This is a genomic window from Acidithiobacillus sp., assembly GCF_023255755.1.
GTDB lineage: Bacteria > Pseudomonadota > Gammaproteobacteria > Acidithiobacillales > Acidithiobacillaceae > Acidithiobacillus.
Genome location: NZ_JAGDVS010000099.1, coordinates 1 through 13437, shown reverse-complemented (window position 1 = coordinate 13437; position 13437 = coordinate 1). Strand labels below are relative to the sequence as shown.

Here is a 13437-nt window from a genome sequence, read left to right as displayed (position 1 = left end):
GGGAGGTGCACTGGGCGGCGGAGCCGCTGCCATCCTGATTTTTTTGCTGCTGTTTCTCGCACAAAGGAAATAACCGACCATGAATACACCGCGACCCGATGACGCTGAAAACACCTCCAGTTCCCCCATCGGGGTTTCTCTGGGTCGCCTTCAGAAACTGGAGGAAGATTTCCGCCAACACCGGGATTTCTGGGAGGGACAGGCGCCCTACATGCGCATCCTGCTGGAAACTACGCAGGCGCTGAATCAGGGTCTCATGACGGCAGTGGCCGCTCTGGATCGTCGTCAGGGGGAGGCTATCCGCCAGCTGGCAGAACGAGTGAACCGCCTGGTTCCACCAAACAGGGATGACCCGACCAACACCTCTTCTGGAACGCAGGCCACGACAGCAAACACTTCTCCCGCCAAAGGTCAGGGCGAACTGCTCGGTTCCGAGGCGTCGCCGCCAATGCTGCCCGATACACAGACAGAATCGATCCGGGCAATGCGTGGGGAACTCAGCGTGATCAGTCAAAAGCTGGAGAGCATCGCTCGGGATACCGCCGATCTGATCCAGCTGGTCTATGGATTAACCGATAACAACGGAAAGGACTGAAATCCGAGGCCGAAGGAGGAACCAACCATGGCAGAACGGGGTACGCAGTGGATGCGTGAAACCAAATGGGCGGCCACGGATCGCTGGCCAGAGATTCTGGTTCAGCTGGGCATTCCTGCCCAGGCGCTGGTGGATCGGCATGGGCCCTGTCCGGGTTGTGGCGGAGAGGATCGCTTCCGCTTCGACAACCAGAAAGGCCGGGGCACCTTTTTCTGCTCACAGGGCGGTGGAGATCCCATTTCCGGTGACGGCTTTTCCCTGCTCCACCATGTCCATGGCTGGAATTTTAAGCAATCCATCGAACAGGTCGCCCGGGTACTGGGTACGCTCCCGCCAGATCATGATTTACCCAAAACCGCTAAAGTATCAGAAACCCCTGCACCTGCGACTCCCCGGCAAAGTCCGCGCAAAAGTGCGCCCTCCGCAAAGGAGCAGGCCAACAAAGCCCGTCAGTCCATTGAAAAGCACTGGCGTGGCAGCGTTCCCCTACGGCAGATGCCGGAAGCCATGGCCTACTTCGAGAACCGCCGGATTCCTTTCGATCTCATTGCCGACGCACGGGATGTACGCGGCTTTCCCAATCTCCCTTACTGGCACCAACGGATGGATGGACAATGGGAAGAACTGGGCAGGTTCCCTGCCCTGATCGCCCTGTGCCGGGGACCCAGCAAGCAGGTCTTGGCGGTACACCGCACCTGGCTCGCACCCGATGGATCCGGCAAGCTGGTTCTCCCGGATCCGGATCATCCCCACGGTGCAGATGGCCGCCCTCATCTTCTGGATGCCCGTAAACTGACCAGCCCCATAGTGCGACGCGTCCCCCTGCATATTGAATTGCGGCCCATGCAGGCGGATGGCAGGCTGGGGGTGGCCGAAGGCATGGAAACGGCCCTGGCCGCCTCCTTTGCCCATCACGGTCTCGCGGTACATGCGACCGTAAACAGCGGCAATATGGGCGGCCGCAGTGTCGGTGACCGGGTCATCGGGGGGTATACCCCACCCCAGACCTGCAAAAAATTGCTGATCTTTGCCGATAACGATCCGGCAGGCATCCGGGCTGCGCAATATCTCAAAGAACGGATGCAACTCAGTCGCCAGGACCTGGAAACCGATATCCGCCTGCCCAGCACCGGCAACGACTGGGCGGAAGTGCTGGAAATGGCCACCACCCAATATCCGGACCGTATCGCCGAGAGGCGGCGGGAACAGGGACTGGGTGCTGCACCCGATCTGCCCATGCGGATCACCATGCCACAGCGGGAACCCGGCCAGTCGGAATCGGGCGTACCGCTTAACAACCGGGCCACGGCGCAGAGGGCGAAGCGCCCCCGGCGTTAAAGCCACCGGTTTGGATGCGCGGACCCTGCTGAAAATGCTAAATTCTACACACGCACACAAACTGTAAAGGAGACTGCACCATGTTTGGTTTTGGAGAACATCCGGAAAATATGACGGCCACCTGTCCCAGCTGCCAGACCCCCATGGAAGACAAGGGCGCACACGGCATGCGGATGGGTGGACTGACCGGTCTCGGCGGTGCTGCACTGGGCATGATCGGTGGCCAGCTCGCCGATGATGGTGAGGAAGCCTTTGAAAAGAAACTGAAGGTGCAGGTTTATGTCTGCCCACAATGTCAGGAGATTTCTTTCAAGTACCATGGCGGTCTGTAAGGGGCCGCATTTCCAGTATTGATGAGGCACACAAAACCACATGAATATCCGACAAAGAGGACCCGCCGTACATATCTGGCGCATTGCATTTCAGGATCTGGAAATGCGTACCACTTCATCCGATGGCGTGCATGTATGGATTGCCCAGGAATATGTTATTGCTGCCCTGAGTATACCGGACCCTATCTATGCCCTGAGAACGCTGGCCACGGGAGATCAGGCCACGTTGACCCTTGGCAAAAATGGGCTGGATGATGAAGAGGGACAAGATAGTCTGCCAATGATCGACGAGGTAGCCATATATGAGCTCATGGTTCGATTTCCCACCCGATCATCTGCTGTTTTCAAACCCTGGCTATTGCGACTGCGTCATTACTTCTTTGAATTGGCAGCCTCAGCCTATAAAAACGATGAGGTTGAGAGTGATGTGGTGACCCTGCAGTAGCCTGGATTGGAATTGATATATCCTCTGTAAAGTTGTTGCCTGCCAATCCCCACCAGCTTCGCTGCCTCTGTTACAGTAACTTTTGCCATAGTCTCTTGCCGTCGCCTTTTGTGTCGCCCTGTGTTCGCTTCTATATGGTATGATGTTCTTGTCAGAAAATGTACTATGTGACTAAGACAAGGGGGTGCCCATGCAATCACATGCCGCAGGATTTCCACACCCTGAGCTGATCGGGACGTTCCGACAGTTCGGGCCGTTTGGGATTTCATACCAGGTACTCAAGGAAGGGCACCAGACTGACAAGGGTTGGACCGTTGAAATTGAGGTGCCTGAAACCGGGGAGCGTTTGGAATATCCGCTCGATGCCATCCTGGATGACCCGGAAGCCCGCTAGTGTTCGCCATCGCTTTTGATCTGACCGTCAAGGAAACCACCAAGCATCATCCAAAAGGGGTGTCAGCCGCCTATGCGGATATTGGCGCCACTTTGGCAGAGCATGGGTTCCGATGGGTTCAGGGCAGCATCTACGTCTGTGAGAACGAGGATATGGCCAACCTGATGGACGCCATGGATGCCCTGACGGATCTGCCTTGGTTTCCGCCATCGGTACGAGATATCCGCGCCTTCCGCGTAGAGCAATGGTCGGATTTCACCGACCGCGTGAAGCGCCTGGGCAGGCCAAAATGAGCGGCGTGATCGTAATGTCTCATAGTGGCCCTCACCAGGCACCCGGAGAACCCCGCAAAACCGGGCCATCCGCCCTGGCCAGGCTGGCTGCCACCAGACAGAATGATGCATAAGGTCTCAATATATTGCTCGACATACTCTGTCTTTAAATATCCATAAGTAGTGCAAATCCATTAGAAAACCCTTATAATGCCTAAAACAATATCGGTACTACTTGGTAAAACTTAGCATGCACCTGCAGATCACAAAGCAAAGGCGTCGGATTGGCTTGGCGCATCCTGCCGAAGAGCGCATGCCCATCCGGCGGCGCATAGAGCGCCCGGCAATGCGGGCGCCTCAAGATGTGCCTCGACGACAGGTCAAGCGGTAAGCATTCCGAAGATGGAAGCCATCAGCACCCTTCCCGATTTTCTTGGCCTGCAGGATCCGGACTTTCAGCTCATCGACCGTTACCGGGACCTCCTGGAGTCGGAAACGCCGGCGCTTGCCCATGCTTTCTACGACTACCTGCTCGCTCACCCCGTCACCGCCGCCGTCTTCCGGGACTTTTCCCGCGCGCGTCTGGATGCCCTGATTCAGAAGCAGGCGGAACACATCAGCGGGCTTCTGGCCAGCCGCCTGGATAAGTCCTGGCGGGAGTCCATGCGCAGAATCGGTGCCCTGCACCACCATCTCGGCATCGAGCCCTCCTGGGTCGCCGGCGCCTATATCCTCTACTGGCGCCATTGGCAAAAAATGCTCCAGGAGCAGGTTCCCGCGAGCGACCGCAATCTGCTGCGGGACGCCTTGTTCCGCCTGCTGATCGGCGACCTCATGGTCCAGCTCGACGGCTACGCCCGCGCCTCCCGCGAGACCGATGCCGAGAGGCTGGCCTTGTTTGATGTGCTGCTGGGCGTGCTTGCGGTTCCCCGCGGCGACGAATCCCCTCGCCCGGAGGGGTTGCTGCAGCAGATCTGCGAAGCCTTGCCGCGCAAGAGCGCCAACGTGCGCCTGGCCGGTTACGTGGTGAGCAGCGCCATGGGGGAGATATTAACCCTGGAATGCCTGGCCGGGCTCCCGTTGCCGGCGCTGCAGATCCCGAAGATCGCCGGAGATCCCTGCTGGCTGGCATTGGAAAGCGGGCAGGCCGTCATTCAGTCCGTGGATGATCCGCAGGCGCCGGAATGGATCCAGGCCTTGCGCAACCGCATCGAGGAAATCGGCATCTTTCCTTTCGGAGCAGAGGATCTGCGCGGCGTAGGCCTGATCGGCGTGCGCGAAAAGGGTTATTTTCATCGGGTGGGATCGGCGTACTTCGATGCCTTTGCGCATCTTGGGGAACTGGTGCTCCTGCTGCGCAACCAGTCCTTGCGCGACCCCCTCACCGCCCTGCCCAACCGCGCCCTCTTCCTGGACCGCCTGGAGACCGCCCGAGACCAAACGCTGCGGCGCGAGCGGCTGCTGGGGGTGGCGCTCATCGACCTGGATGGATTCAAGCAGGTGAACGACCGCCTGGGCCATGGAGCCGGAGACCAGTTGCTGCAAGCCGTAGTGCAACGGCTGCAGGCGCAGTTGCGGGCAGGGGATACCCTCGCGCGCATGGGCGGCGATGAGTTTGGCCTGCTGCTGCCAGGCCTGGAGCGCCTCGACGATCTCGAAGTCGTCTGCGAGCGCTTGCTCGCCGCCATCCGCGAACCGCTGGAAATCCAGGGCGAAGCGGTCGGGGTTTCCGGCAGCCTCGGCGTCACCCTCTATCCCCTGGACGACAGCGATGCCAGCACCCTGATTCAGCACGCCGATATGGCGCTCTATGCCGCCAAGGATGCGGGCCGGAACCAGTTTCATCTGCATACCCTGGCCCTGGATGAAGCCGTGCAGACAGAAGTGGCGAAGCGCGTCCTGCTGGAGCAGGCGTTACACGAAGGCCGCATGGTCCTGCACTACCAGCCGATCGTAGCCAGCGCCGATGGAGTGGTGGGCGTGGAAGCCCTCATCCGCCTGCAACACCCGGAGAAAGGATTGCTCGCGCCTGCGGCCTTTTTCTCCGCCCTGGATCATCCCCGCCTCGCGCGCACCATCGGCCGCTTTGTCCTGGACGCGGCGTTGCGACAAGGAGCGATCTGGCAAGGGGAGGGCCTGCCGCTGCGCGTAGCGGTGAATATCAGCACGCGCCACCTGCTCGATGCCCGTTTCCTGGAGGATCTGCGGGAAGCCTTGGCCAATCACCCGAGCGTGCCGCCGGAGCAACTGGAGATCGAGATCACCGAATCGGCTCCCCTGCTCAATCTTGAGAAAGCCCAGACGGTTTTGAAAAGCTGCCAGGGTCTGGGGGTACGCATCGCCATCGACGACTTCGGTACCGGCAACGCCTCCCTAACTTACCTCCAGCATCTCCCCGCCCATTCCATCAAAATCGACCAGAGTTTCGTGCGCGACATGATCAATGATCCCAAGGATCTCGCCATCGTCGCAGCGGTCACCACCGCCAGCCGCATGCTGGGCCTGGAAGTGATTGCCGAGGGCGTGGAAACGGCAGACCACGCCGCCTTGCTGGCCAAGATGGGCTGCAGCCACCTGCAAGGATATCTCTTCTCCAGGCCGCTCCCGGCCGAGGACATCCCCGCCTGGATTACCCGTTTTCGCCCTGCCCCCCAACTGGTGGGTGCCTTGCCGCCCATGGACGTCCTGCCGCCGATCCTGGAAGGGCACCTTCTGCGTGTGCAGGCGTTCCTCCGCGCCTTGCGCCAGGAAAATCCATTCCCCGCCCACGTCCTGGGGGAGGATGCCGAGGAGTATTGCCATCTGGGGCGGTGGCTGCGGGGGGAAGGCGCGCTCCTCTTTGGCCAGTCACCGGATTTCGCTGGTCTCCTCGCCCGCCACGAACGGATTCATCGCTTCGCCCGCGCGGCCAAGTCTCTCCTGGATGCCGGGGATATGGAGGGGGCCATGCATCAGGGAAACCTGCTGGACCTGGAAAACCGCTTGCTGCTGGCCGAACTGCTGGCCATGACGGGGCAGCGCCGGGTTGCACACCCAATAATCGCCGGGAGCCCAGAGTGATGCGCCGGATTTCCGCCATGTTCCAAACACCCAAAGTTGATGACGTGCGTGAGGCGTTGTTAGCCTTAGCATTTATCAATGTGGGGGATAATAAAAGTGGGGTATCCAGCTAAATACGGGTATTGGCTTCTCAGATGGTGAAAAAACTTCAATATATCAATCTATAATGAGCGTTGTACGCTTGGCAAAAGGAGTACTGGGCAGCCCATTTGATTTCGCTGCAAAATTTTGACATTATCGTATTTAGCTGGATACCCCACTAATAAAAACACATGGATTAGTCGACAGAATGTCTATACGATGCTCGACCCGGACAATGAACAATCCAATGACCTGCTACCAAAAGCGAAGATTCTACCGATACTAACCAACGAACTACCCCGCCAAGTTGTTATGGGTTTTCAAGCGCAAGTAGGACCAAAGCTTGAACAACGATGCGGCAGAACATCTTGGCCTGAAGATCTGCGCATCCTGTTCGGTCGACCAATGCCTGCAGAGCGGTTGGACGTTCTGCAGAAATAATCCACATTTTTTAAGGGGACGCCGCATGTCACTGGCTAAAGAAACGGACAATCTAGTCATGATTCTGCCTTTACGCGGAGAGTTCAGTCTTCCTGATTATTTTGCGCTGCTACAGGCAGATGAAAGCGTCATCAAAAGTAAGCATGATGGTTGCAGTCTTCTTGAAAATGGACACTCAACCATAGTGTTTTCTGAAAACACAGATGACCACGGAAATATATTTATTTTTAATGGTGTAGATAATGGGCGCATCTTGCTAAAACCAAAAATCCATGTCGAAAACATAGAGGATTATAATTCAACTCTTATTTTCGCTGAAAAGGATAATGTTGTATGCTTTTTTATGGCTCGTTTGGAATATGTAATAGAGAATATCTTTTATTATACCACATACTCGGAATTATTTCAGAGAAAAGTGCGATCTCACAAAAGAATTGCATTACCTGGGCAAGCTAAAGTATGCACAAAAGATGGTCGAACGCTTCTCTGTGAGATTGTCGATTTTAGCCCTACTGGAATCAGCTTGAAATCGTGTAATAACGACTTCTCCATCGGAGAGATGCTGTTACTAGAAGTTGAGATACCCGACTGCGGTGTATGTGAAACAACCATAAACATAAGCAGGCTGGAAGCGTGCGGTAGCCACGATGCTATATATGGTGCGCGACTAAACCTCACCAAGGAGCAAGAAAAAAAATCTGAGCAGCTCTACCTCTGCAAAAAAGCTGTACAGATTCAAAATCTTCCCAAAAATAGTGCTGTTCGAATTCATGATTTAAGGTGGCGGGATTGAAAATCCTCCATATAAGCTGCTAGCTGTTGGCGAAAAGTGTGTGGATTTATGAATAAAGCAACGTACAATCCCCTATAGTGCAAATCATAGGGGATTGTCATTTTCGGCATAAAATCTTCCGCAACCGGGCCGAGTGTCTGCAGAAGGGGGGTGTAAGCCCAAACCCTCGAAAATTTTGCCAAACTCGTAACTTAATGAAAAATATACTGTGTGGTCATAACGTTCGTTAAGACACAATCATGGTGTTGGTGCCAAATAGATATAAACACATATACGCCGTGTACTCGTCTTGCGGTAAAAAACGCCTCAAGACGGTACAGCCGGAATTTTCGGGGGTTTGGGCTTACACCCCCAGAAGGCGACGACATCCAAGTAGGGGTCCCTTCAGGAAACGGATTTTAAAGTACGAAAAGCGCCAGGCGCCAGGTTTCGTGTGAATCTGACCGATACTATTCGTTAAACGTATGCTTCATAGTAATCTCAAATTTGGCCGTTTTTGAGATACCCCGCATTGTGAGAACCAAGCCTCTGCATTTGTGGACTCTCGAACTATCGAAACTCCATCTCATTTTACCGCTGTGTGGTTGGATGAATTTTGAGAAACCAGACGCACGGTTGGTACCGTGACCCTCACAGGGTCATCCAGTCTCCATAGTCATCTGTATCGTCATCGCCTTCCGTTTCCTCTGGCGTAACCGCCTCTGCCAGCGCCTGCCGCGCTTTTTCCTGCGCCGCCTGAATCCGCGCAACCAGATCTTTATCCGTCAAGGTGAACCCAGTTGCCAATGCCGCTGCACCCGCCCGCTCCTGGAATTCGACGCTCCCGGTTACCGTCAGGTCTTTCCAGCCCTTCGCTTCAGCAAGTCGCAGCATGGTCTCAATCTCTGCTTCGTTTCCACCCATATCCGCCACCAGCCGATCACCATAGTCCCGGATGTCCAGCTGCTTATTATGTATCCGTAAATACGCATCACCCCGCTCGATACGCACCCCTCGGCCCAGCAACACCCCTATCTCCTGCCCATAGGCTTCCGTCAAAACCCGTTGCCGCCACGCTATCCAGGCAGGCTGCAGTGCCCCTGGACCAGCATCCGGCGCACGAAATCCATTCCGCGTTTCCATCCTGGCTTGTGCGTTCTGATTCGCCCGTTTGAGATTCTCTTCGCGCACCATCGCCCCCAGCCCGCGCCGCGGGGATACGGGTGATGGGTCATTCCTGGGCATGGGCGCCTCTGCCAGGGCCGACTGCTCTTTTCGCTGCTGACCGCGCAGCGCCCAACGTGCCGCAATGTCTTCCCGCTTACGCGCTATCTGATCCTGCAGATGCGCGGCCACCATCTGTAAGATCACGACATGGTCAGGAGCACCGGCACCATGAGAAGCCTCTACCTCGGCATGCGCGGCCTGCCGCCGGTGACGGCGTTTCCTCTCCATAAGCGTCAGTAGCAGACATCCTTCCAGTCGCGAATCGATATCCTTCTTGCGCAGATCCAGCCCCTGACCTTTCAACGTGCGCAGCAGGGGATGCTCCTGACCTCCTGGATCGATGACCAGAACGGCTTTTGTCCCCAGGGCTAAAAACATCCCACGCACTGCAAGCGCGGCCTCAAATGCGGCCCCTCCATCCGACTGTCGCCATGCTTCTGCCATACCACTGAGCGTTTCGGTCAGCTCGCTTTTGCTGCGTTCTTTACGTTTCGCCGCCTGTGCTTGCGCGTGCGTGTATCTGGCCACCGGCCGGGGTGCGGCAATCAGCGGCTCCAGAGCCTGCGCCACATTCAGATAGCCTCTCTCAGCGAGAAGGTGAGCAGCGGCCCGGTTATGCCGCCCCAATGTCAGATCGTGCCCAAAATCGATTTCCCATTTCCGCGCCAGCGCTTCGTTTCGCGGATAGCTGTTCGTGAAATCGGCCACCTTTCCATCCGGCTTTACCGTTAACGCGGTCAGGTGATAGTGCTCAACACAACTTCCGTCTTCCCGTCGCTTTTCATGCCCCACCAGAATGTACGGTTGATCCGCCGGCAGCCCATATTCCGACAAAACATCCCGCACACACTGCTGTACCTGGTCTTCGCTTAACGCTCTGTCCGGTGAAAAGGCAAAGTGCACAAACGGCCTTTTAGTCCCATGCCGGGAACGGGCGGCCGCAAAGTCCACTATGGTCTCTATGGCGACGTCTACATCTTCGGGCAGTCCACCACCTACGGATACCATGCGCACCTGTGCATTTTCTTCGCGCTTCTGCAGGTGGGCGGCCAGCGCCTTGCCGCCGTTATGCAGGGTGATTTTATTGATCATGGATGCAGGACTCCACGCACGGCTTGCAGAACTGGAACGAGCGCTTCCTGGATATCCCGGATGGCGGTCTGGGTCGGGGCGTCTTGTACTTGATTGCAGTGCTTGGAGAGCTGATTCAGGTTGCCACCGATGCGCACCAGATGATCCAGAGCGCCCCTCAGGGCATCACGCTCCTCGGGGCTGAGCGCTGGGCGGTTGCGCCAGGCTTGGCGCAGGAACGCGGAATGCGCGATACCGGCCATCTCTGCGCGGTCGCGCAGCTCTTGTGCTTCTTCTGGCGGCAGCCTGACGGCTATTGTGGTCATCGGATTCCCGGCTATCTTCGGCATCGCTTCCTCCGCTTCGGGGGTCCACGGGGGGATTTATCCCCCCTGGCAAGCTAGAATCCGTTTACGGATTCGATGGCTTGCTAATACTTATTGTAACAAAGATCAATAAGTTATGAAATAGCCATGGAAGGCATCCCGAGCAATCGTCAACCCCTGAGATCTGCACGCACCACCACTCGAAAACCTGCGTGGTCCATTCGCATAGGACGCCAACACAACCCATAGCGACCCCCAGTCGCAAGAGTGATCTGAGGCTCAACCAAAGCGAACGCACCCGCAACAGCCAGCCCAGAATCCCCACAGGCCAAAAGCGCAAATACACCCCCAAAAAACCCAAAACCGTCACGTCCGGAAACGCCTCCGTAAAAAACCCGTAGAAGTGCCCCCTATGCAGCGCAGGTGCTCAGCCATACTTGCCAACGCCTACTCGCCTCGGCATGCTAACAACAGGCGTACCACGATTACTGTCCTGCGGAGAATCTCTTTGACCCGGCATCACGCTCCCCTGCCCCTCGATATCCTTCGGGCATTTTTTACACTATCGCATCTGAGTCTTTCCGAAATGGCTCGACGCTTCGGTTTGAGTCGCTCCAACCTGATGGGATTGCTGAGCGGCTTAACTACCGTTGGACCGGATAAAGTCGATCAGTTACTGGCCTGGTCCGGACTGGAACAGGCGCCGGATACAACGCTGAGCATCCTTCCCGGTCTGCATCTCTGGAAAATCGCTTCGGCCCGCGAAATGGACGCTTTTTTTGCACTGACGCCCGCACTCCTGCCTGATCCCAGCATCCTGAGCAATATTGAACTGATTCTGGACCTGCCCATGATCGATGAAAGCCGGGTACATCTGCTGATCCATCTACCGGATGACCGACATATTCTGCTCTCCAGTCGTCCAGACTTTTTCCGGCTCATGCAGGATCGCTGGCCTACCCTGAATTCCCCGCAACATCTGCAGTGTTTTCGCCCACCCTACACCTTACAGAAACTGATAGCAGAGAGTGGACGGAACGCCCCGCTCTATCGTCCCAGTGCTGCCGTGCAGACGGTGTTTTCTCCCATTGGCGCCGTCAACGGCGTCGTAGCCAACCACATCGCCGATTGGGCCGTCCGGGCCCGTCAGCATTTACATCTGGATTTGGCGCGCTGCCTCAGTGTCGATGATCAAGTCATACCCGCAAACAGTGCATCGAGTACCGCCTTTCTGGACGCGGAAACGGCATCGGAAAGCCCCCCTTTGAATCCCGCCAGGGATAACCTGCTTGCCCCTGCGGATATCGCTTGTTCCCAGGCACGGCAACTCCTGACCCGCCGCCTGGATGTGGGTGGCGGGGCCCATCGCGAAATCTGTGACATTCCCCTATTTCTCATGGAGGGACACCATGACTATCCCTCTGGAATGATCCGCATGGACCTGGCCTTTCTGGGTGCGGAAAGATTGGCCTTGGGAAAGGCCCAGCGTTTGCGCTTTTATCAGGAAAACCGGGGAACCGCCGAGGGCGCGTGCTGGCTGGTCGTCATGGCGGACGGTGCGCCGCTCTGCGGGCATCCCGGTTCCTTCAAAAATGGAAAGCCACAGAGTGGATCTCATCATCTGGTACGGCGAGACGACCACCTGCAGATCACGAAGACCCCCGAAGACAGCGACACCTGGATCGGGAGGGTCGTGGGGCGCTTTGAAGCATTCCCCCAGGTGAACTGACGCGCGGTTTTGGCTTTTTAAAAACGGCGCATTTAATTTGAAGGACAGGACTATCATAAAGTCTGTTGTGTTTTTCTTTGGGCTCCGCTATCCTGTTTCTACGCGATCCCCCACGGACGCAGGAGACTTTGATGACCCGTAAAGACAATGACCCCCCTTCTACTGAATCCAGCGCGACGCCCAATCCTTCGGCAGAAATTGATCTGTCAGATTTTGAGGACGATCCATTCGGTCAGGACGCTGCAAATACGGAAGAGGATGCAGCGTTGATCCAATCGCATTTCCCAACCCACGTGGTGTTCCATCAAGTGCCGAAAACCGGACGCAATGATGCCATCGTGCAGGCGTTTGCAGACCTTGAAAAAACGCCTCTGGATCTGCGGCAGGTACCCGAGATCGGTGTTTTTGATTTGCTGCGTGTGGAATTCCCCTGGTTGGCGAATACCATTCAGATATTGGAGAGAGCCTGTGTGCTGTCTCGCCGGGGCAACCAGATCTTACGGTTACCGCCTTTGTTAATGGTAGGTCCTGCGGGTATTGGCAAAACATCGCTCCTGCGACGATTTTGTGAATTGGCGGATGTGCCCTATCTGGTTATTTCTGTGGGTGGTGCCTCCGATTCCATGGTTCTGAAGGGGAGCCACCGGGCGTGGAGCACAGCGCAGCCCGGTGCGGTGATCCGCCTGATTCAGCAGTCCAGAGTGGCGAATCCGATCATCATCGTTGATGAGGTGGACAAGTGTGGATCCGGTACCCAGAACGGCAATCTGCTCGACACGCTTCTACAATTGATCGAGCCGTCCAGTGCGGCGACGTGGCATGACGAGTTTCTGTTGGGTCTAGCAGATTTGTCGGCGGTGAATTATTTGATGACGGCCAACCGGACAGATCTTCTCTCCGGTCCTTTACTCAGCCGGGTACGGACGGTACATCATGACTTTATGGGCCATACGGATCTGTTGCGGGCCTTACCTCAGACCGTGGCGCAAGTGGCGCAGCAATATGGATGGGCTGCCTATCAGATTCCCGAGATGGATTCCCGCTGGGCGCAACGCATCGTCGGTGTCAGCAGGGACCTCCGGAAACTGCGTCAGGCCGTAGAGGTATGGTTGCACATGATCGCAAAGGAGGACGACAACCAGAACGGAGAAAGGCTTCTGCATTAAAGGCGTCAACCAACAAAGACGGGTGTTTGGAGGCACTCTCCAGAGCTTAAGTGTCGCACGATATTGGCAGGCTGAATCTCCTTAACGGGGTTTTCCGTTCCTCTGCTCCCTAAACCCCGATTCCCTCGCCACAGTCGCCACGCTTGCGGCGCTGGGACCCGGCGAATCGGGGTGCTGCCCGCACCTCT

The 13437-nt window shown here is 56.6% G+C and carries 12 protein-coding genes; 10 read left to right on the top strand and 2 right to left on the bottom strand.

Features of this window, described 5'->3' with window-relative positions; all coding sequences use genetic code 11:
- Positions 1 to 79 precede the first annotated feature (79 nt).
- The 8 genes from Q0C48_RS07050 to Q0C48_RS07015 all read left to right on the top strand — a co-directional run bounded on the left by Q0C48_RS07050 (position 80) and on the right by Q0C48_RS07015 (position 7751).
- On the top strand, positions 80 to 595 hold the full coding sequence (locus Q0C48_RS07050; protein ID WP_291522872.1) for a hypothetical protein: 516 nt from the start codon (positions 80 to 82) through the stop codon (positions 593 to 595).
- 27 nt (positions 596 to 622) lie between these two features.
- Positions 623 to 1933 carry a primase-helicase zinc-binding domain-containing protein gene (locus Q0C48_RS07045; protein WP_291522870.1) on the top strand — a complete coding sequence of 437 codons (1311 nt, stop codon included), beginning with the start codon at positions 623 to 625 and terminating at the stop codon, positions 1931 to 1933.
- An 80-nt stretch (positions 1934 to 2013) separates the two neighbouring features.
- Complete coding sequence (locus Q0C48_RS07040; protein ID WP_215859386.1) at positions 2014 to 2265, top strand: hypothetical protein; 252 nt, start codon at positions 2014 to 2016, stop codon at positions 2263 to 2265.
- Positions 2266 to 2368: 103 nt separating this feature from the next.
- Positions 2369 to 2710 carry a hypothetical protein gene (locus Q0C48_RS07035; protein WP_291522867.1) on the top strand — a complete coding sequence of 114 codons (342 nt, stop codon included), beginning with the start codon at positions 2369 to 2371 and terminating at the stop codon, positions 2708 to 2710.
- Positions 2711 to 2900: 190 nt separating this feature from the next.
- Positions 2901 to 3104 (top strand): DUF5397 family protein, encoded by a 204-nt coding sequence (locus Q0C48_RS07030; protein WP_291522865.1) that lies wholly within the window; start codon positions 2901 to 2903, stop codon positions 3102 to 3104.
- Positions 3104 to 3397 carry a virulence factor gene (locus Q0C48_RS07025; protein ID WP_291522863.1) on the top strand — a complete coding sequence of 98 codons (294 nt, stop codon included), beginning with the start codon at positions 3104 to 3106 and terminating at the stop codon, positions 3395 to 3397. The genes Q0C48_RS07030 and Q0C48_RS07025 overlap by 1 nt, the downstream gene beginning before the upstream one ends.
- Positions 3398 to 3778: 381 nt before the next feature.
- The gene (locus Q0C48_RS07020) at positions 3779 to 6436 is read left to right on the top strand and encodes an EAL domain-containing protein (RefSeq protein WP_291522861.1); all 2658 of its coding nucleotides are present in this window, start codon (positions 3779 to 3781) and stop codon (positions 6434 to 6436) included.
- 547 nt (positions 6437 to 6983) lie between these two features.
- A complete protein-coding gene (locus tag Q0C48_RS07015; RefSeq protein WP_291522859.1) occupies positions 6984 to 7751 on the top strand; it encodes a PilZ domain-containing protein in 768 nt (255 codons plus the stop codon).
- A gap of 630 nt (positions 7752 to 8381) precedes the next feature.
- Here Q0C48_RS07015 and Q0C48_RS07010 read toward each other — a convergent pair.
- Both Q0C48_RS07010 and mobC read right to left on the bottom strand, forming a co-directional pair.
- A complete protein-coding gene (locus tag Q0C48_RS07010) occupies positions 8382 to 10049 on the bottom strand; it encodes an LPD7 domain-containing protein (RefSeq protein ID WP_291522856.1) in 1668 nt (555 codons plus the stop codon).
- Positions 10046 to 10378, bottom strand: a complete 333-nt coding sequence (mobC, locus tag Q0C48_RS07005; RefSeq protein ID WP_291522854.1) for a plasmid mobilization relaxosome protein MobC — start codon at positions 10376 to 10378, stop codon at positions 10046 to 10048. The genes Q0C48_RS07010 and mobC overlap by 4 nt, the downstream gene beginning before the upstream one ends.
- Before the next feature lie 484 nt (positions 10379 to 10862).
- Between mobC and Q0C48_RS07000 the strand changes: the two genes are divergently transcribed.
- Positions 10863 to 12083 carry a hypothetical protein gene (locus Q0C48_RS07000; protein ID WP_291522852.1) on the top strand — a complete coding sequence of 407 codons (1221 nt, stop codon included), beginning with the start codon at positions 10863 to 10865 and terminating at the stop codon, positions 12081 to 12083.
- Positions 12084 to 12214: 131 nt separating this feature from the next.
- Positions 12215 to 13249 carry an AAA family ATPase gene (locus tag Q0C48_RS06995; protein ID WP_291522850.1) on the top strand — a complete coding sequence of 345 codons (1035 nt, stop codon included), beginning with the start codon at positions 12215 to 12217 and terminating at the stop codon, positions 13247 to 13249.
- Positions 13250 to 13437: the final 188 nt, after the last annotated feature.

What these genes read in the sequence shown, in the direction of transcription:
- Q0C48_RS07045 (WP_291522870.1), top strand. Translation starts at nt 623, where the DNA reads ATGGCAGAACGGGGTACGCAGTGGATGCGTGAAACCAAATGGGCGGCC.
- Q0C48_RS07010 (WP_291522856.1), bottom strand. Translation starts at nt 10,049, where the DNA reads ATGATCAATAAAATCACCCTGCATAACGGCGGCAAGGCGCTGGCCGCC.
- Q0C48_RS06995 (WP_291522850.1), top strand. Translation starts at nt 12,215, where the DNA reads ATGACCCGTAAAGACAATGACCCCCCTTCTACTGAATCCAGCGCGACG.
- Q0C48_RS07015 (WP_291522859.1), top strand. Translation starts at nt 6,984, where the DNA reads ATGTCACTGGCTAAAGAAACGGACAATCTAGTCATGATTCTGCCTTTA.
- Q0C48_RS07050 (WP_291522872.1), top strand. Translation starts at nt 80, where the DNA reads ATGAATACACCGCGACCCGATGACGCTGAAAACACCTCCAGTTCCCCC.
- Q0C48_RS07030 (WP_291522865.1), top strand. Translation starts at nt 2,901, where the DNA reads ATGCAATCACATGCCGCAGGATTTCCACACCCTGAGCTGATCGGGACG.
- Q0C48_RS07035 (WP_291522867.1), top strand. Translation starts at nt 2,369, where the DNA reads ATGCGTACCACTTCATCCGATGGCGTGCATGTATGGATTGCCCAGGAA.
- Q0C48_RS07020 (WP_291522861.1), top strand. Translation starts at nt 3,779, where the DNA reads ATGGAAGCCATCAGCACCCTTCCCGATTTTCTTGGCCTGCAGGATCCG.
- mobC (WP_291522854.1), bottom strand. Translation starts at nt 10,378, where the DNA reads ATGCCGAAGATAGCCGGGAATCCGATGACCACAATAGCCGTCAGGCTG.
- Q0C48_RS07040 (WP_215859386.1), top strand. Translation starts at nt 2,014, where the DNA reads ATGTTTGGTTTTGGAGAACATCCGGAAAATATGACGGCCACCTGTCCC.